Source organism: Paenibacillus sp. FSL H7-0714 (assembly GCF_038003765.1).
Taxonomy (GTDB): Bacteria; Bacillota; Bacilli; order Paenibacillales; family Paenibacillaceae; genus Paenibacillus_AQ.
The window spans coordinates 2,642,540-2,661,452 of sequence record NZ_JBBOPT010000001.1 but is presented as its reverse complement, the minus strand read 5'-3'; the positions used below and the strand labels follow the sequence as shown (position 1 = coordinate 2,661,452).

At 45.2% G+C, this 18,913-nt stretch carries 12 protein-coding genes and 1 pseudogene; 3 read left to right on the top strand and 10 right to left on the bottom strand.

Translation table 11 applies throughout. The features are described 5' to 3' along the window. Positions 1 to 156: 156 nt before the first annotated feature. The 4 genes and pseudogenes from NST34_RS11520 to NST34_RS11500 all read right to left on the bottom strand — a co-directional run bounded on the left by NST34_RS11520 (position 157) and on the right by NST34_RS11500 (position 6,596). Positions 157 to 879, bottom strand: coding sequence for a X2-like carbohydrate binding domain-containing protein (locus NST34_RS11520; protein WP_341061125.1), 723 nt, complete (start codon positions 877 to 879; stop codon positions 157 to 159). 63 nt (positions 880 to 942) lie between these two features. After that, a pseudogene (locus tag NST34_RS11510) lies at positions 943 to 4,065 on the bottom strand (X2-like carbohydrate binding domain-containing protein); the annotation flags it as partial. 415 nt (positions 4,066 to 4,480) lie between these two features. Further along, positions 4,481 to 5,230 (bottom strand): MerR family transcriptional regulator, encoded by a 750-nt coding sequence (locus NST34_RS11505; protein WP_076298418.1) that lies wholly within the window; start codon positions 5,228 to 5,230, stop codon positions 4,481 to 4,483. Positions 5,231 to 5,354: 124 nt separating this feature from the next. Then, entirely contained in the window at positions 5,355 to 6,596 is a 1,242-nt protein-coding gene (locus tag NST34_RS11500) for a purple acid phosphatase family protein (protein WP_341127817.1), read from the bottom strand. Between the two features lie 219 nt (positions 6,597 to 6,815). On the opposite strand from NST34_RS11500, the gene NST34_RS11495 reads away from it, so the two are divergent. The 3 genes from NST34_RS11495 to NST34_RS11485 are packed head-to-tail and all read left to right on the top strand — an operon-like array spanning position 6,816 to position 10,152. Next, positions 6,816 to 7,529 (top strand): polyphosphate polymerase domain-containing protein, encoded by a 714-nt coding sequence (locus NST34_RS11495; protein WP_076298420.1) that lies wholly within the window; start codon positions 6,816 to 6,818, stop codon positions 7,527 to 7,529. Positions 7,530 to 7,552: 23 nt separating this feature from the next. Further along, on the top strand, positions 7,553 to 8,260 hold the full coding sequence (locus NST34_RS11490; protein WP_149644558.1) for a DUF4956 domain-containing protein: 708 nt from the start codon (positions 7,553 to 7,555) through the stop codon (positions 8,258 to 8,260). 29 nt (positions 8,261 to 8,289) lie between these two features. Next, positions 8,290 to 10,152, top strand: coding sequence for a CotH kinase family protein (locus NST34_RS11485; protein ID WP_341127816.1), 1,863 nt, complete (start codon positions 8,290 to 8,292; stop codon positions 10,150 to 10,152). 216 nt (positions 10,153 to 10,368) lie between these two features. Here the strand turns inward: NST34_RS11485 and NST34_RS11480 are convergent, their stop codons facing one another. The 6 genes from NST34_RS11480 to NST34_RS11455 all read right to left on the bottom strand — a co-directional run bounded on the left by NST34_RS11480 (position 10,369) and on the right by NST34_RS11455 (position 18,707). Continuing rightward, entirely contained in the window at positions 10,369 to 11,016 is a 648-nt protein-coding gene (locus tag NST34_RS11480) for a DUF1775 domain-containing protein (protein WP_052404250.1), read from the bottom strand. Positions 11,017 to 11,066: 50 nt separating this feature from the next. Further along, entirely contained in the window at positions 11,067 to 11,732 is a 666-nt protein-coding gene (locus NST34_RS11475) for a response regulator (protein WP_042187189.1), read from the bottom strand. After that, positions 11,729 to 12,547 (bottom strand): sensor histidine kinase, encoded by an 819-nt coding sequence (locus tag NST34_RS11470; protein ID WP_042187187.1) that lies wholly within the window; start codon positions 12,545 to 12,547, stop codon positions 11,729 to 11,731. The genes NST34_RS11475 and NST34_RS11470 overlap by 4 nt, the downstream gene beginning before the upstream one ends. 245 nt (positions 12,548 to 12,792) lie before the next feature. Beyond that, positions 12,793 to 13,752 (bottom strand): hypothetical protein, encoded by a 960-nt coding sequence (locus NST34_RS11465; protein WP_341127815.1) that lies wholly within the window; start codon positions 13,750 to 13,752, stop codon positions 12,793 to 12,795. 20 nt (positions 13,753 to 13,772) lie between these two features. Continuing rightward, positions 13,773 to 14,693, bottom strand: coding sequence for a cysteine synthase A (cysK, locus tag NST34_RS11460; protein WP_341127814.1), 921 nt, complete (start codon positions 14,691 to 14,693; stop codon positions 13,773 to 13,775). A gap of 153 nt (positions 14,694 to 14,846) precedes the next feature. Beyond that, entirely contained in the window at positions 14,847 to 18,707 is a 3,861-nt protein-coding gene (locus tag NST34_RS11455) for a discoidin domain-containing protein (protein WP_341127813.1), read from the bottom strand. Between the last annotated feature and the right edge of the window lie 206 nt (positions 18,708 to 18,913).

The following is an 18,913-nucleotide window of genomic DNA, read 5'->3' as shown; positions in this document are numbered from 1 at the left end:
AAGGCTAAAATCGGCTATTTTCAGGGAGTTATTCCCTAATTCCTCTCTAGCTCACACGATCGTCGTTTGGTCTATTTTATAAAGATAGAAGCTGCCCCAAAAGTAGAATTCTCTACTTCTAGGACAGCCTCTATTGCATAAATATTGGTGATGTCTTTAGTTAGGTTCACTACCCCAAATCAAGTTTCCTGACACGTATGCTGGTGTTTTGCTCCAGTCCACATAATTAGTATCCACCGCATTAAAAGAAAAATCTCCGGTTTGAGTGTAATTCGTCCAATCCTCTTTAGACACACGCACCTGAATGTCGATACTCGCACCCGCCGCAAGTGAACCTGCTGCACTTGAGAAACCAACCTCCAGATAATAATCCGCATTTGCTTTAGCTGTTGGCAATTTTACAAATGTTCCTGTTACATTCGCGCTTCCCACCTGTGACCAGTCGCAGAAGAAGCTTTGTGCCTTCTCACCATCAATAGTGTAATAGTATCTCACTTTCACATCAGAGAGTGTCACAGCACTTGTGCTCGTATTCACCAGCTTAAACTTTGGATTCAACGTATTTCCGGAAGCAGACAATGAACTATTATACATCTGTACTTTCAATGCTGCAGTAGGAGCTACTGTCGTATCCGCAATCGTGACAACCAAGGATTGTGTGGTTCCTGCACTAAACTCAAAGGTAAGCGTAGTGCTTCCCAACGCTTGGGTTGCCAGATACTCTTTCTTGATCGTTACTGTAGAACCACTCACTGTATAATCTGTGCTTGCTACGAGGGTGGCTGTTCCGTTTTTGATCGTGCTGAGCGTATTTCCGTTCAACGTCATAGTTACTCCTACGTCTGCTTGATTCGCAGTTTTCTTATCAAAGCCTGCCATTGTTGGGGTTATCGTGGAGTTAGTTACTGGTGTTGTCGTATCCGTTACCGCAACCGCTAAGGATTGCGTCGCTCCTGCGCTAAAGCTGAACGTCAGCGTGGTCGTCCCTACCGCTTGCGTCGCTAGATACGCTTTTTTAATGGTCACAGTAGATTCACTGACCGTGTAATCTGTACCAGTAACCAATGTCGCCGTTCCGTTTTTGATCGTGCTGAGCGTGTTTCCGTTCAACGTCATAGTTACTGCTACGTCTGCTTGATTCGTAGTTTTCTTATCAAAGCCTGCTATTGTCGGGGTTATCGTGGAGTTGGATACTGGTGTTGTCGTATCCGTCACCGCAACCGCTAAGGATTGCGTCGCACCTGCGCTAAAGCTAAACGTCAGCGTGGACGTTCCTACCGCTTGCGTCGCTAGATACGCTTTTTTAATGGTCACAGTAGATCCACTGACCGTGTAATCTGTACCACTAACCAATGTCGCCGTTCCGTTCTTGATCGTGCTGAGCGTATTTCCATTCAGTGTCAGCGTTACTGCGACGTCGGCCTGATTCGCTGTTTTCTTATCAAAGCTTGCGGTTGTTGGTGTTATCGTGGAGTTAGTTACTGGTATTGTCGTATCCGTCACCGCAACCGCCAATGATTGATTAGCCCCTGCGCTAAAGCTAAACGTCAGCGTGTTTGTTCCTACCGCTTGCGTCGCTAGATACGCTTTTTTAATGGTCACAGTAGATCCACTGACCGTATAATCTGTACCAGTAACCAATGTCGCCGTTCCGTTCTTGATCGTGCTGAGCGTATTTCCATTCAGTGTCAGCGTTACTGCGACGTCGGCCTGATTCGCTGTTTTCTTATCGAAGCTTGCAGTTGTTGGAGTAATGGTTGAGCCTGTAGCTGGTAGATTGACAGGATCAGCATACAATGTGCCTCGGCCATTCGTTCCGAGATATACACGTCCGTAAATTCTTGGGTCACCAGTAATCGCCATATTAATCTTGGCGTATTGGTGGGCATCGTCATTAATACGAACCCAAGTTGCGCCAACATCATCGGAACGGAAGACACCCCGCACGCCATCAATCTTCGCTACCGTGTACAGTGCCATATAAGTTTGACCCGGCGCAGCCTTTCCATAACCAATGAGATCAGCTTCTTGTACGTTGGTTAACTTCGTGAAGCTCGCACCAGAGTTCGTGGAGTGCCACAAACCATACTTATTCTCAGTCGTATTTCCTCCTGCAAACCAGATGTCACCTTCAATACCTGGTACTGCTTTCATGCTGATCTGAGCTTCATTCGGCTGTAATCCAGCTACATTATTGGTTGGGAAACCTGAAGCTGAAGTGGCAGTAAATGTAGCTCCGCCATCCACACTAACATAGAAGACCCCAGCAAAAAAACCATAAAATTTGTTAGCATTCACTCGGTCAGATGCTACTTTTGCTCCTGCAGGTAATCCGGCGCTTGCTGTCCAAGAGTTACCTGTTGTTTTGGAGTAGTACACACCAATATCCGAGGTGCTCCACAAAATAGAGTTCCCACTTGCAGACACAGCTACTTGTCCATGCCCTACTGTTGTTTTGGTGCCATTTGACGGTTCTGAATTTGGCATGTACCAGTTCACACCACCATCGTTAGAGATACCAATGGATTTCATACTTGGTGTCTTCTCTTTATCTGCACTGCCTACCCGTACCATATAAGATGGACTCAACTCTGCATAATCGATACTCATTGTTGTTGCCCATGAAGGACTGGTCTGGAATTTAGTTGGAGCTACCGACAAATCCTCATGACGGAAACCAGAAACGTCACCAAGTGCAGTGATCAAATGGGAGGTTCCCGTTGGCGGGCTTATCAGTCCGAGCACAGCCGTTTCCTCCACACCCTTGGCCATAACCGAGATATTCACCTTGCCTCCGGTATCCCATGAGGTCAAATTGTTCGAGCCATAAATGGTGGCCCCCGTACCATACATCATCCGGTTAGAGTTGAAAGGGTCAATTTCCAGATCGCCCATCATCCAGCCCAGTTTCGGTGAAGGATCAAGCGAGGTCGAAGTCGTTCCATGATCGAGCCAAGGTGCTGCTGTGATATCCATACTGAACTTATAAGTTCGTTCTGGATAGTTGCCCCAGTCCCAAATTCGGCTCCATGTTGCACCACCGTTAGTACTGCGGAAAATCACTTCATCAGGCCACCAAGCGTTTAAACTGGATACCATAACTGTGTTAGGATTCTGTGCATCCACAGCTAAACCACCGAAGCCATACCAATTATCCGTTCCGGTTGAAGGACTGATGTTCGTCCATGCACCGCTTGTTTTATTGTATTTCCAAACCTCACCTTTACTTCCGTCATAAGGACCTACACCATTGCTATAAGTAATATACAGATCGCCTGTAGATGAAAGCACGCCATGATGTGGCAAGTAGCCTGAAGGTTGTCCTGCCAGAGCTGTCCAAGTTACGCCTCCATCTGTACTGCGATAAACGCTGCTTGCTGTGTCGGCAACCCCTACATATATCGTTTGAGTCGCATTGCCAAGTGTTCCTGTGCTTTTATCAAACGTAATCCAGGATAAGCCAACGAGATCATTTCCATAATCCAGTGTCGGATTCTGAATATATGTTCCTACATTCGTAAAGGAGGTTACCTTCGACCAAGTAACACCGGAGTCCGTACTTTTCCAGAGCCCATTGCCACTTCTGGCTCCGAAGAATAAAATATTATTCTTATTCGGGTCGATGACGAGGCGTTCACCCGCAGAGCGGCCCGGCATATTGCCACCTACTTTAAAAGGCAGTGGAGTGGTTTGCCAGGTGTTTCCCCGGTCACTAGAGCGCATGATCTGACCGTTATTATCCCAGGAGTTAGTATAAGTACCTGTTGCCATATAGACTTTGTTCGGATCAATAGGATCTGTAGCAAGGGCATCTACACCATTCTTATTCCAATCGACCCAGCCTACGGAGTCACTAATCGAAGTCCAACTAGAGGTAGCCTGATTCCATCGATACGCACCACCAATATCTGTTCTGGCATAAATTAAATTGGGTTCGGACTGATTAAAAATAATTCCGGGTACAAAACCACCGCCGGCTCCCGTTACAACACTCTTCCAATTGTAAGGTTCACTTGCAGCCGCATGAGTAGTAGCTGGGAATGCAGAGAATAAAGAGCCTATCATCGCGCCAAGCAGGATTAACAATCCAGTTTTTCGGATACGATTACGAATCACGTTTTACGCCTCCTACAATTTTATTGGTTTGCTTTTGCTTTCCTCCTACTCTGTATCCCTGCTTTCCCCCCCCCCCTTAAACTCGACTATTTAAATTTTTCTGATAACGCTTTCATTATAATGGTAATGTTTTTCATTATCGAGAGAAAATGGTTGTATTTTCATGAAGTTTGTCTCTAAAAATCGTACCATTTTCACACCATAGATTACATTTCACAACCATAAACGCCTTAGGCGTCCTATAAGGACGGTAAGCGGTTAAGCGAGAAATAGAAGGATAATTTATAGCGTAAGCATATACATTAATCTATTTCAAAAAAAACAGATGCCTCCTTTTGAGATGGCATCCGTTTCTCGATTAACTTTATTGATTTATTGCCGCAAACGACTCTGCTGCTGCAGAAAGATAATAAGCCAACCCCGTTTGCTGATTCTCAAGCATTTTAAGATGAAAGTCATCACTTAAGAAAAATTGAGTCTGCGCTGCAAAGTCTTTCACAGATATGTTATGGCCATGTTTGTTCATAAATTCAAGATGACATCGAATCAAATTCTCTATTTCCTTATCGTTATGTTTTAACCCTTCTCTTAATGAACTTGCTATTTTATTCATAAATGTCATGCCTTCAAGTGCTTGTTCATTCATATCCGGAACATCTTCTGGTAAAACTTCAATAGAGTCCATCCCATACGATTCCTTCAAATATTGATTTTGCTCGATCAGCGCTTCTTTCCATTCTCTTTCGCTTTCAAATCCTTCGAACATTTCCTTATTATCCATGCGCTCCCCATCCTTTAAATAACCAATAGATTTACGTAATGTCTGAACAATCGTATCCAGTCTGGCTTTGCGGCCAAGGAGTAGCTCCTCCTGCTGCGAAAGAATAGAGTACCTGTCCGAATGATGATCCATCATTTCCTTGATTTGATCTAAAGAAAATTCTAATTCTCTGTAAAATAGAATCTCTTGCAAACGTTCCAGCTCTTTCGTTCCATACAACCGGTATCCAGCATCACTTATCCTGCTTGGTAAGAGAAGACCGATCTTGTGATAATGATGAAGCGTTTTGATTGTAACCTTGGACAGTTCCGATACTTCTTTTACCGTGTACAATGTTGTTCATTCCTCCTTTCCTTAAGTAGCTTAATGCCTCCCCTAAGAGGAGTGTCAAATCAAAAATCCAGAAGAATCCCAAAAAAGCCCTCTCCACCCTAACGGTGAAGAAAGCTACTACTGGTTAATGCGTAAGCACAAATTCATCCAGCATCTTACCATCCACATCATAAGCCTGATAAGTCAAACTATCCTTGGTAACACTAATCCCTGCGAACATTTGCTTGTAGTTTTGAAAATGCACCGCATGATAGAACTGATCTTCTTTTTTCTCATTAAACTTCCCACCAGATGCATTGGTCACCACATATACCGTACCTTTTTTAGCACCTACCGGATTCTCACCTTCAGGAACGATTTTTCCAGCCCGCAAAGGGTAGGATCTGGAGTACTCATGATTATGCCCCTGCAGCACCAGATCGACCTTATATGCATCAAAAATATCCGTCCAATCTTCAACCTTCTTATATGAATTGCCCCCGTATGCCGGACGGTGCATCGCAACAATCTTCCATTCCTTATCCGTGCTCTTCAAATCTTGCTTCAGCCACTCAGCTTGCTTTTTCAAATTGCTCTCCGTATTCAATACAGACACATGTACAGGACCGTAATCGAAGGAATACGAGGTGCCCGCAATAGAACCTTTTGCCCCGTTATCTGGCAGGTTGAAATGAGAAGTAAAGTCTGTCGCATCGTCATCAACCTGATCATGATTTCCCGTAACAGGCATTAATGGTGTCCCCGAAAGCAAGCCTTGCACGTTACCAAAAAATTGATCCCAGCCCGCCGAATCCTCCGGGTTCTCCGTTAAGTCACCATTATGCACAATAAATTTCGCCTCTGGAAAGGTCTGAACGGCCTTGCTCAATGTCTTCCCCCACAGCTTAAAATCATCCGCCCTCTCCCCTTGAGAATCCGCGACGTTGATAAACGTAACACTATCTAGTTCAACCTCTTCCGTGGTGAATTCCGCAACTGAACTCCATCCTCCCTCAAGCCCGCTGCCCACTCTGTAAGAATATAACGTCCCAGGTTCAAGTCCTGTAACCTCCGCTTTGTGAACACCTCTGGGACCATGGTCCGTTTTTATGGTGCTACTATTTGCTTCTACCCTTAGTACATCCGATTCTACAAAAGAGGACATCTGTCCCTTTACTAACTCCAGAACTCCTGCGGCATTGGAATCGCTAGTATACCAAGTAAACGCACGACTCGTTCCCGCATCTCCCTTAAAGGTGGTAACAAGATCATACGGGGCTGATGATTTCTTGGAGCTCCCGGATTTGGACCACTCCATCCCAACAGCCACCAAGATCAGAACAATCACTACTATCCCTAGGATGATGGCGAATTTATAGTCTTTCATCACGGCTCCTCCTTCATTTTTCTCTCTAGTCTTCTAACTAAGATAGCCTTCCAGAAAGTCAGAAGTCAAATCTATAGATCTATACTTTTGTTAACGCAGTGTAAAACATTCAGCTAACATTCAGTCTATTTTAAGTTAAGCATAAGGTCTGTCTCCTAGAATTAGTTGTGCAAGAAGGTTAGCCAACGACAGAGATAGAGATAGAAACGAGGTGGGAAAATGAGTAACAAGCTTCAATTCCGGCATGAACTAAAATTCTTCATTAACTATCATCAATACCTTGTATTACGCCAACGATTACAGAGTTTGATTGATACAGACCAGCATGCCAATGAAAGTGGCGAATATCATATCCGCAGTTTGTATTTTGACGACATCAACAACTCGGCGCTTGCCGACAAACTCGGAGGTCTCAGAGAACGCGCCAAATATCGTATTCGTATCTACAACATTCAAGACAACATCATTCACTTTGAGAAAAAAATCAAAATGGACGATTATATCGCCAAAATTAAAGAGCCGCTGACCCGTCAAATGTACGACGAGATCATGGCAGGTAACTATGAGGTCCTGAATGTCCCGGACAGTCCACTGTTCATGGAATTATACAATCAGATGCGCCATAACCTTCTTCGGCCGAAGGTCATCGTGGATTATGTTCGCGAGCCCTATGTTTGCCACAACGGCAACGTGCGGATCACGTTCGATAAAGAATTACGTACCGGTCTGCATTCGACGGATATTTTTGATAAGGATTTGCATCCGATTCGGGCGATTGATGAGAACTTTATTATTTTTGAAGTGAAATTCGATGAGTACATTCCGGAATACATTAAAATTGCGCTGCAGTTAGAGGGGCTGAACAGACAGTCCGCTTCAAAATATGTGATCTGCCGCAAATTCTTAAAAACTAACACTTGGGAGGATTATTGATTATGAATGCATCACTAGCAACAATGGCAGCAACCGCAACAACAGATACAACCACAAATACTTTTTCAGATATCATTAAAAACTCGGTGATAGACAACTTTGTCTCCGATATAAGCATCTCGAAAATGCTAATCACGTTAGGTGTGGCTTTTCTGATTGGCTACTTTATTTACCTTCTCTATAAACGTGTATTTAGCGGAGTGTTATACTCCAAAAGCTTCAACGTCTCGCTAATGGGCATGACCATGATTACAGCCACTGTCATTATCGCCATAAACTCTAATCTTGTGCTGTCCCTCGGTATGGTCGGCGCATTGTCCATCGTTCGTTTCAGAACGCCGATCAAAGATCCAACAGATCTGATCTTCTTGTTCTGGGCAGCAGTCGCAGGCATTGTAACTGGCGCAGGATTCTTCACTTTGGCTATTGTGGGTTCAATCATCATTGGTCTAATTCTGTTTCTGTTCATCAAGCATTCTTCTATCGAAACACCATACTTGCTGGTCATTAACTGTGATGGCGATGAGAGTGAACGTGAAGTCCACAACCATATCACAAAATCCGTGAAACGCTACAACGTGAAGCAAAAAACAGTATCTGCAAACAATATCGAATTAACACTGGAGCTTCGTCTGGATGATAAAGTAGGTGGCTTTGTCAATACTGTTTCCGACTTAAAGGGCGTTAAAAACGCACTTCTGATCAGCTACAGCGGTGACTATGTATCCTAAACATAATAAGATGAAAGGCGGTGCCCCAGATGAAAGCAAAAGGTAAATCTATCCTGCTGAGTCTTTGTTGCCTGCTGCTGGTCATCGCTGTAGCTGGGTGCCAGAACGCAAGTCCATCGGCAACAAACGAAACTGCAACAGATTCTAAGGATAAGGTAGTCTCGAGCGACGAGAAAAATCTAGACGAGCAGGTCTTTCCAAAAGATAAGGTTGTCGATGTCAAAATTACTTTAGACCCGGATGATTTTCAGGATATGCTGGATAATGCCAGCGCGGAAGAATATAAAACCGCATCGGTTGAGTACAACGGCGTTAAATTCGATAACGTTGCCGTGCGGACCAAAGGAAATCTTAGTCTCAGAAGTGTAGTACAGATGACGGACTCTGATCGGTACAGCTTTAAAATTTCTTTTGATGAATATGTGAACCAGAATTTATTCGGCATCACTAAGATCAACCTGAATAACAATTACAGCGATGCTTCTTATATGCGTGAATTTCTGACCTATGAGCTCGCTGAGAGTGTCGGACTCCCGACGCCGAAATATTCCTTCGTTAATGTATACGTCAACGATGAACTGAAGGGCTTCTACCTCGCGGTGGAACAGATCGGCGATGCTTATCTGGAACGTAACTTCGGAAACTCTTATGGTGCACTTTATAAAGGGGAAATGACCGGTCAGGGCAGTGACTTAACTTGGCTTGGTGAGGACCCTTCCCTCTATACCGGATTAGTAATGAAGTCGGATAAATCTAACGATGATATTCTGATCGATATGCTGAATGAGCTTAATAACGGCACCGATTATGAAAAATACATCAACGTAGAGGAATCGCTGAAGTATATCGCTCTAAATGCGGTCACGGCAAATATGGACAGTTATTTAGGTGGTAATAAACAAAATTATTACTTATATGAAGACGAAGGCGTCTTCTCGATCCTGCCGTGGGATTATAATATGGCTTTTGGCGGCATGGGCAGCGCAGACGTACTGATTGACGAGCCTACACAAGGCGCGCTGGCTGAACGTCCTCTGATTGCGAAGCTACTTGCTAACGACGAATACAAAGCGAAATATCACGAGATCGTCAGCGAAATGATTAATGGCTATCTAGCGGATGATACGTTCCAAACTAGAATGGATCAGCTGGACATGATGATTTCCAGCTATGTCAAAGCAGATCCTTCTGCTTTCTACACCTTCGAGCAATATGAAGAAGGGATTAAATCTGTTAAGACCTTCATGTCGAACATGGCTAAAAATATCCAGCAGCAGCTCGACGGAACCATCCCTTCCTCCGGTGACGGATCGGGAAGCGGTATGGGTGGTGGCATGGGCGGCGGCTTTGGTGGTGGTGCTAGGAATGGCGCTGGTGCTGGTGCTGGTGCTGGACAAGGCGCGAACGGCGCGGGTAACGGACAGACTGGCGCGGGGGCGGATCAGAGCGCGGGTGGTGCTGACGCGGGGACCGCTAAGAGTACAGGTGCTGGCGCTGCAGCTGCGAATGCCGAAATTGGGCAAGCTGCCACGGATGGGCAGGCTCCTCAGGGCGGCGCAGGCGGTGAGCCCGGTGCCATGGGCGGTCCGGCTATCCCTGATGCCGGCGCGGGTCCCGGCAGTAACACGCAAGCAACAGCTGGCGGGCAAGTTGCTCAAGGTGGTCAAACCAACACCGACGGGCAAGCCGCTCAAGGTGGATTCACTGGAGGGCCTGGCGGTGGCGGAATGGGTGGCGGTATGCCTGGTGGCATGGGTGGTAACTTTGGCGGCGGTGCTGGCGCTATGCAGCAAAAAGGCAGCACGAGTGAAGCCATCACTACTGGGATCGCGATACTTCTCTTACTGCTGACTGCAGTCTTTGTGACCTTCTATAAGCGGAAACGGCTGTAGACAAGTAAAAGTAATTCACAACAAAAAAACATAAAAGAAGCTCCCGTCGTTTATCGGCTGGGGCTTCTTTCATGTCCTAAAGATCATATTGCCAAATTTCCACAAAAAAAACCGTGAACAGTCTCAAACTTCACTCGAGACTGTTCACAGTTATAAATTCAAACTTTTCTCTTATCAAAGTATCCAACTCAGATCACGGAATCCAACGATCTCCGCTTACTCTTTCCGCCCGCGCAATATACTTATAGCCGCTATTAAAAAGGCAAGTAAAGATATCCCGACTGCGATGTAGACCATTGGATTGACACTGTTTGATTTTTCCTCATCTTTCATAATAGCATTATGCTCTTCCATGCTCATGGAATCGCTCTTCACATTGGAACCGTGAGAATGTTCATCCCCACCGGAAGCTTGTACAATTGTAGTAATGGAATGCGGATTCTCTGTTCCAGCCTCACCGGACCATTGCACCAAGCTTCCATCGGCATAGTGCTGATAAGCATCCCATGCAATGTCGCCAGCGGCATCAGGGTTCTTGGCCGTAAAGTAGAAGCGTTGGAATTGCCCTTTCTGAATGCCCTCACCATTAGCTATCCAGCTAACCTTATTCCCCTCAATGGTAACATCCCATCCGGGTGTAGCCTCATATTGTTTAAACTCGGCACCTGCTGGAACTCGTAGATCAACTTGTACAGTTGCCACGTCTTTTTCCGAAGGAACCTTTAATGTATAAGTCTCCCATGCCCCCGTACTAGATTGTGCTGGTGCCACTGTTACGTGCGCGCTAGCCACTGCTGCGAACAATAACAGTGTTGCTGCAGCTGGTGCGAATAACGTCATTATTTTGCGAGATAATCTGTTCATAGTTAGCCTCTTCTCATCAATAATTATATATCTTCGTCCTTAACTTCCTGCTATACATCTTTCGAAAAATCTCGTTTACGCGAAGCAAGCCCTTGCTCCAAGGCATAACGCGTCAGCTGCGTTCGGTTTTGGAGTTGCAGCTTTTGGAGGATGTTCTTCAAATGGTTTTTTACGGTATGCTCCGAAATCCCCAAGCTCACTGCAATCTCCTTGTTTTTTGATCCAGAAGATACACAGCTTAAAATTTCTTTCTCTCTAGCCGTCAACGACTCCCCTTCATCCGTAACAGAGGGTACGGTGAACTCCTTCAAGATTTGAAAAGCCAGCTCCCGACTAAGCGGTGCTTCTTCATTAACAATGGCCTGCAAATATTGAATCCAGGTGGAAGGTGCCAGATTCTTTAGCAAATACCCCTGTGCTCCTTGCTTTAGCGCTTCGAGGAGGTGGGAAATTTCGTCCGATACGGTAACGATAACGATTTTGACATAAGGATATTCCTGCTTGATCCGGCGAGTAGTCTCCAGCCCGTCCATTTCCGGCATCTGAATATCGATTAGGATGAGATCAGGCATCCACTGGGCTGTGAAAGCGATCGCTTCAGCACCACTCTCCACTACTCCAATGACCTCAAAACTATCATCCATGGACAAAATCTCGCACATCGCCTCACGTGCATGCGCATGGTCATCTACAACTAAAACCCGGTATCGGCTCATGGACTGACTTCCCCTTTCGTAATTTCAACCTGGGTGCCTGTGTCACCAGAAGTCAGCCTAAGCTTCCAGCCCATCCCCTCGACACGTTCCTTCATGATCTGAAGTCCGTAGCTGCCACTCACTTCAAATGGATCATACTGAAATCCTTCTCCATTGTCTGTAACAACTACCCTCCAGTTCTTCTCATCGCCAGCGCCAGTAATTGAAACCAGTCCAGCTCGTGTATGCTTACGAACATTAATGATCGCTTCGCGAATACAGGATAACAATTCTGATTTTTCCGAAGGGGAGAGCGCATCATCTTGCAGGCTCCATTCGAGAGAGGCTTCGATCATAATCTCGTTCGCCATCTGGGCTAGCTGATCTTTTACCGACTGTTCCAATGAAAAAGAACTCTGCTCTGAGACCGGAATCTTCAGATTGGCAATGGCCTGCCGCACATAACGGTTCACCTCATGGACCGTCTTTTTGATCTGATCCACATTTTCCTCACTGACCTCACCATTCTTGCGGCTTGCTTCTAGCCGGTCGATTTTGACAGATAAGAGAAATAAAGATTGCGCCATTCCATCATGCAGTTCTTTGGCAAGTCCTTCCCGAGCCTTCATTGCATCTTTAAGCGCACGTTCCTGCTCCAGCTCCCGCTGATTCCGCTCCATAAGAGAGAACAAAGGGACGAGCAACACAAGACTGACTAAAAACACCAGGACTGGCGTCAAATAGTTCCCCAAATCCATAGAAATATAAGGCATTAGAAACTGGTGACGCACAATCTCCCAGATCCCCACCATTAGCGTTGGCAATAACAGGATCATATACTTTATTTGTTTATACGTTGCCGTCCCCTCCTGCACATCTTATGCTTAACAATATCACCGTCTCATCTAAGCGACATGACTCGATCGGGCTATATAGACCCATTAATGTTACAAATTTAAGTATTTTAAAAGGTGATTGCTGACATTTATAATATCATAAGCAGGCTTTCTTATATTGTAGCAAAAAAAAGATACATCTCACGATGCACCCAATCATTTCTACTTTTACTGCGAAATCCTACCTAAAGTGGTGAAGTATAACGTCCATATTGGATATCCATTTCTTTAAACGAATCTCCCTCTTTTTTCAGAAAAAACGTATTTACTCCCTCTGAGCCCCACCAATTCAGGCCGAGTAATGGGCCCTCTGAGGTTTCAGCAGCAAAAAGGATGGAGAACATTTCAGGCATAACCTCTCCGCCATCATCCACCCGCCAGACCGAATATTCATCTCCTTGAATCACCGCTGGATAGTCCATGAAGGTAAATTCATCTTTTTCTTTCCAAACGAGACTAAATAACATATCCTGATCCAGCCTTACGAATTGAACGAGATACAGCTGTCGATCTGTAGATAAGTCTGCCAGCTTCCATATTTTCTGAATTTCACGTTTTTTCGTATCTACAATACGCTGTCGAACACTTTCCTCCACAGTAGATAAAGCTTCTTGACCCTCTAAGGATTCAATAGGCAAAAGCGCATCAACCTTAAAGTCCGTTTGATCCGTCAAATAGTAGGTTTCATCTGGGGTCGCACTTGCTTCTTCCACCGTAAAAAGATAACCCGCCAGATTTACAAAATTATGTGCCATCTCCCGGCCATTGCTGTTCTCTGTTCCATCCTGCCATTTATTAAATTTAACCTTTAACACATTCCCCTGATCACCAATAGCCTCATTTAATTGTGCCATCTCCTGATCCAGCCCTTTTTCATGCCCGGTAACTAGAATATTCCGCCCCTCTGCATCCGCAAAGCCAAAATTCGTCTTCAGCTTCTCAGTATCTAGATATGCTTCAGTCTTCTGCTTGCTTGGAGTTAGTAATGGCTCTGCGCTTGGAGGAAGAGTTGATGAAGGCAGTACAGTTTCCGCACTTTTTTCCGGTGTAGACTCAACATGATCGCCATCACTGGTCAAAGAGTTGTTGCTGGAACAACCCACCAACATAAGAACAATAAAGAAACTTGCCATAAGCTTATTCATTCTTTTTCCTCCAAACGAAGTTAGAATATTCCCATGCTCAGGTAACGTTCCCCCGCATCAGGTGCAATACATAGCACTCGCTTGCCGGCCCCGAGGCGCCGTGCTTCCTGCAATGCTGTCCATACTGCGGCTCCACCTGATGGGCCAAGCAGAATCCCTTCCTGTGCTGCCAGCATTCTCACGGTATTCAGTGCATCTTCATCCGAAACTTGAACAATTTCATCGTAGACCTTTGTATTCAGAATGACGGGTATAAAGCCCGGACTGGTTCCAACCAGCTTATGCGGTCCAGGCTTTCCACCAGATAACACTGGTGAGCCCTGCGGCTCAACAACTAGAATACGAATACCTGGAATCTGCTCACGCAACACTTCCCCAGTTCCAGTTATCGTACCACCTGTTCCCGAAGAAGCAACGAACACGTCCAGCTTCCCTTCCATTTGCTCCATAATTTCAAGAGCTGTCGTAGTGCGGTGAATGTCAGGGTTCGCTTTGTTCTCAAATTGCTGTGGAATAAAGCTATTCGCCACTTCTTTCCCCAGCTCGATTGCTTTTGCAATTGCTCCCGGCATCCGCTCCACTGCAGGAGTCAGCACAACTTCAGCGCCATAAGCCTTTAGAATATTGATTCGTTCCTTCGTCATATTGTCAGGCATGACAAGAATCGCTTTATAGCCTTTTGCAGCGGCATTCATAGCCAATCCAATGCCTGTATTTCCGCTTGTCGGCTCTATAATGGTCCCTCCGGGCTTCAGCAGCCCGGCTAGTTCTGCTTGCAGGATCAGATTATAAGCTGCTCTATCCTTTACACTGCCACTGGGATTGAAGCGTTCCAGCTTCACATATAGTTCTGCATCTTGGGGGGTGGTCAACCGATTTAGTCGCACAACCGGTGTATTCCCAATCAGCTCAGTTATATTGTTAACAACTAGTGGTGTCATATATAGCGCCTCCTTCATTACTTTACATACCCTTCATTGTAACTTGAGTGGCATCTCCTGTCGATTCTGGAGCTTGCAAGCTCCCTAAGTTAAAAACCGCCTCCCAAATTTATGGGTAGGCGGCTTCATTATAACTGACTACTGATCTACAATTTACGGATTCACGTTAATGGTAAAAGTAGATGTATTATTCTTAATATTTGTTACCGTGTTCGTAATCTTCAGATTGTTGAAGGTTGCTGAGCCTCTGGCTGGACCTTGACCAGCCTCAGCAGCTTCATTCACCCAGATACCCACTCCGGATTTACTATCAAAAGCATCGCCGCTCTTCTGCGCACCGGTAATTGTAACATTATTAAAGATGGTATCTGTTACTGGGAATTGTGGAGTGGAACCTACATAGTTGGTCTGGAACATGATTCCATGATAGGTCGGATCAATGATATCCACATCATTGACTCGGATACCTTGGAAGACCTTGGAGGCCGAGAATACCCAGATCGCCGGGAAAGTCTGTGCCCCCCAGAAATGCCCACCTGCACGAACAATAGAAATATTCTCAAAATTCGTAGTCGGTGAAGCTCCGAAGCCATTCATCGGATATCCAAAGTCTAAAGAGCTGATTGTAATTCCGGAGTAGCAAAGTGTATCCGCAATATAAATGTTACGGAAGGTATTTGCGTATCCACCATAGACAGCTACACCAGCAGCACGCCAAGTCAAGATTGAAGTGAGGTTCTCATAGATGTTATCCTTCATATCTGCACCACCGGAATCAATCGCCGAGAACAATGCAAAGCTATCATCACCTGTTGCCCGTGCTTCAATATTAGACACGAGGTTATTCGTGCTTCCATTTGTCATATTGATGCCGTCAGCGAAGGTGTTACGGATACGAGAGTTTTTAATCACCATGTTATCGGTATTGGCTCCCCAGTACATACATACCTGATGTTCAGTCCAGATGTTGTCGATCGTAATGTTCGCCACATTGGAGAAATCAAATACTTTACCAGGACCGTCGATACGAGAAGTATAGTTTCCGAAATAAGCGAAATTCGCAAAGGTAGATCCATTCGCAGTATCACTGGCTCGGAATCCTACATCGGTATTCTCTTGGTTAGTTGGAGTAATGAACTTTGTATACCAAGGACCCGCACCGATAACCTTCACTGCCTTGCCGTAGACCTGGAACTTGTTAGAGGTCTGATAGTTTCCTGGTGGCAAATATACACCTACGAGATTTCCTGTGGTGTCCATCCGCACTTTATCAAGCGCATTTTGAACATCCTGATGCGTAAAGCCTGCAGGAACAGTGTATTTAGCCGGATCTGGATTAGCAATCGGTGAAACCTGCTCCAGACTGATGAAGTCTATGGCGTATTGAGAAGTGTTAGCGGTATCCTTTTGTAAACGGATCGTACTTCCTGCCGGAATGGTACTATCAAACATAATGTTAGCTTCATCATAAATATGCCGTGGAGAACCTGCGCTTGGCGAATTTCCAGGACTTGTCTCAGAACCGTACAACCATGCATATTTAGAGGTTAAGTTAATAGCTTTGCTAAAGACACCATTAACATAGATGTTAAGCGTAGCATTTGTGCCGTCACCACTCGCTGAATCTGGAATCGAGAAACGAGTAACCAGAGTGTTCGTGCTGGCTTTTGTCGTGAATTCAACATAGCTACCTGTGGTGTTCAGAGTGACTGCTCTTCTGCCTGAAGCCTCACCTGCAGGATCGCCGATGGTCCGGTTGGCTGAAAGCTTCACGGCCCCACCGCCAATAACTCCATCCTCAGCCTCATACATGTCGTAAGGCATGTTCGCACCTCGACCGATGAACAGTGACTGCGTCTGAATATTATTAGCCCGTTTTACAGGCAGCTCATTAGCATCTACTGCAATTTCACTCTTCACAGTATATTTGCCATTTCCTGCAGTCCAATTACCAAGAGCTACAGGCGCTGTGGTCACCCCACTTGCGATCACGCCGTTATAGGAGCCTGTTAGAGTCTTAACCACCGCATTCGTAGTAGCATCTAAAACCGTCAGAGTTATGTTATGCGCACCACTCGCGGAAGCTGCTGTACCTTGATTCTTAATGGCAACTGAGAAGCTTACAGTGTTGCCGCCTGCTGGATTGCCAGGTGTCCAACTGACGGAGGAAGCAACCAGATCAGAACTGGACACTGGAGCAATAATAAGGGAAGCCGGACTAGTAAAACTATTATTCCCCTCATTTGATTCAATCACTGTATTATTCTCATCGACCTTTGCACTTAATGAGTAGGTTGCTGCATCTTTTGCGCCCAAGTTAAGAGATACGCTAGTTGATGCGCCAGCAGCTAGAGCACCTACTGGACTAGTACCTACAAGGGTAGTGCCCAAATAAAAATTCACATTAGTTGCAGCAGATGCTAGAGATCCTATATTCTTAACTGTTGCATTAAGTGTAATGGCATCCGTCTCAATTGGAGAGGTTGGAGTCCATGTAAGAGCAGTCACCGTCAAATCTGGATTCGCAGATGGTGTACCAATTACCTGAAATTCAGCAATTTGTCCAGCACTTGAACCAGAGTTGGTAGTGATCTTTAGCTGCAATTCACTAGCCGTAGCCGTGACCGGAATCGTCACTGTATTGCCGGTTGCCGGATTAAAGGTATACACGGTCGCAGGTACAAGACTCGTAAAAGCCGTTGTATTCTGATTATGCCCAAGCACTTGAATGGTCTGAGTACGTGTCGACCACGCCGATGCAGGATTCAGTTTGAGAACAACCGATGTAACATCAGCATTGCTGCCCAAATTAACAGTTAATGTGTTCGGATAACTTCCCCCTGCCCCCTCCCAATAAGTAGTTACATCACCGTCATTCGCATTCGTCTGCACAAAGGTAAAGACCGAGGACGACGCAGTTATACTTTTGTTCAAAGCCAAATTTGAACCCGTCCCAGGTGTTGGAGTTACCGTTGGTGTCGGTGTTACTGTCGGTGTTGGGGTTGGTGTTGGTGTCGGCGTTGCCGTTGGTGTTGGGGTTACTGTCGGTGTTGGCGTTGCCGTTGGTGATGGTGTTGCTGTCGGTGCTGAAGATGGAGTAAGGATCAGGTTGTCCAGATTCACGTTTCCAGTATCACCTGCATCATATTTATAAGTAATCGTATTAGCACCAGCACTCAAGGCTAACGTTTCAACCTTTGTGGACCATGTATTCCAGTTGGCCAGATTTAAAAGAGAAGATTGCTTTATTTTCGTCCCATTTACATAAATGCTTATTGTTTTTGTGCTGCCTGAAGCATTTGCATATTTTAATGCGGCATCATAGTTTCCAGCAGAGGCAACATTAACACTAAAGGCAGTCGTTGCTCCTTGTGTCAAATAGCCATCTACAAATCCGGTTCCGGTATAACCGGTATGATCTGTATTGACTTTTGCTCCACCGGATAAAGCAGCATTCTCCGCTTCATATCCTGTTGTTGGAAGTGTCGTTGTGCTGCCATAAATCTCAAATTCCGATAACTGTGCTGCTGGCCATCCTGTATTTGCCGTGAAGTTCAATTTAACATATCTAGCACTCGCAGCTGTAAAATTAATGGTCACAGTATTAGATCCGCTTGCTGGATTAAAGGTGTAATTGGCAGAGGCTGCTAAATTAGTGTAAGTAGAATCATCAGAGCTTCCCTCCACCGACAACGTTTGGGTTCTTGTTTCCCAGTTCGTCGGCAGTTTTAGAACAACCTGATTGACACTGCTTACGTCGCCTAAGTCCACTTTAATCCATTGCGGGAATGCGTTACTTACACTCTCCCAATACGTTCCTTGATTGCTGTCATTGGCATTAGTTGCTACATAAACATCGCCAAATGAGCTTGAAGTAATGCTTTTACCTTGGGCTAAATTCCCCGCAGCTAAACTCACCGAGGGGTACAACGCTAATTGACCTACAAACAATATTACAATCAAAAAATACATTACTGCCGACTTACCCGTAATTTTTTTAGAAGCTGCTATCATTAGAGAACCACCTCCCAAAGTTTTGTGAAGCTATGCAGCCAATAAGAATACGCTTTCAAAATAGTATTGTTATAGACATTCGCCTCCTAAAATGGACCTGATAGTTTTCAACGAGACTTAACAATCGCTTTATTATTAGCTGCCTGTCCTCCCGTATCCTTGACTCTGACTTCAATAAGTCACTGATCTATACCCAGAGGTTGACC

Coding starts and splice junctions, on each gene's coding strand:
- NST34_RS11520 (WP_341061125.1), bottom strand. CDS start 879: ATGGCAGGCTTTGATAAGAAAACTGCGAATCAAGCAGACGTAGGAGTA.
- NST34_RS11500 (WP_341127817.1), bottom strand. CDS start 6,596: ATGAAAGACTATAAATTCGCCATCATCCTAGGGATAGTAGTGATTGTT.
- NST34_RS11495 (WP_076298420.1), top strand. CDS start 6,816: ATGAGTAACAAGCTTCAATTCCGGCATGAACTAAAATTCTTCATTAAC.
- NST34_RS11490 (WP_149644558.1), top strand. CDS start 7,553: ATGGCAGCAACCGCAACAACAGATACAACCACAAATACTTTTTCAGAT.
- NST34_RS11485 (WP_341127816.1), top strand. CDS start 8,290: ATGAAAGCAAAAGGTAAATCTATCCTGCTGAGTCTTTGTTGCCTGCTG.
- NST34_RS11480 (WP_052404250.1), bottom strand. CDS start 11,016: ATGAACAGATTATCTCGCAAAATAATGACGTTATTCGCACCAGCTGCA.
- NST34_RS11475 (WP_042187189.1), bottom strand. CDS start 11,732: ATGAGCCGATACCGGGTTTTAGTTGTAGATGACCATGCGCATGCACGT.
- NST34_RS11470 (WP_042187187.1), bottom strand. CDS start 12,547: ATGATCCTGTTATTGCCAACGCTAATGGTGGGGATCTGGGAGATTGTG.
- NST34_RS11465 (WP_341127815.1), bottom strand. CDS start 13,752: ATGAATAAGCTTATGGCAAGTTTCTTTATTGTTCTTATGTTGGTGGGT.
- cysK (WP_341127814.1), bottom strand. CDS start 14,693: ATGACACCACTAGTTGTTAACAATATAACTGAGCTGATTGGGAATACA.
- NST34_RS11455 (WP_341127813.1), bottom strand. CDS start 18,707: ATGATAGCAGCTTCTAAAAAAATTACGGGTAAGTCGGCAGTAATGTAT.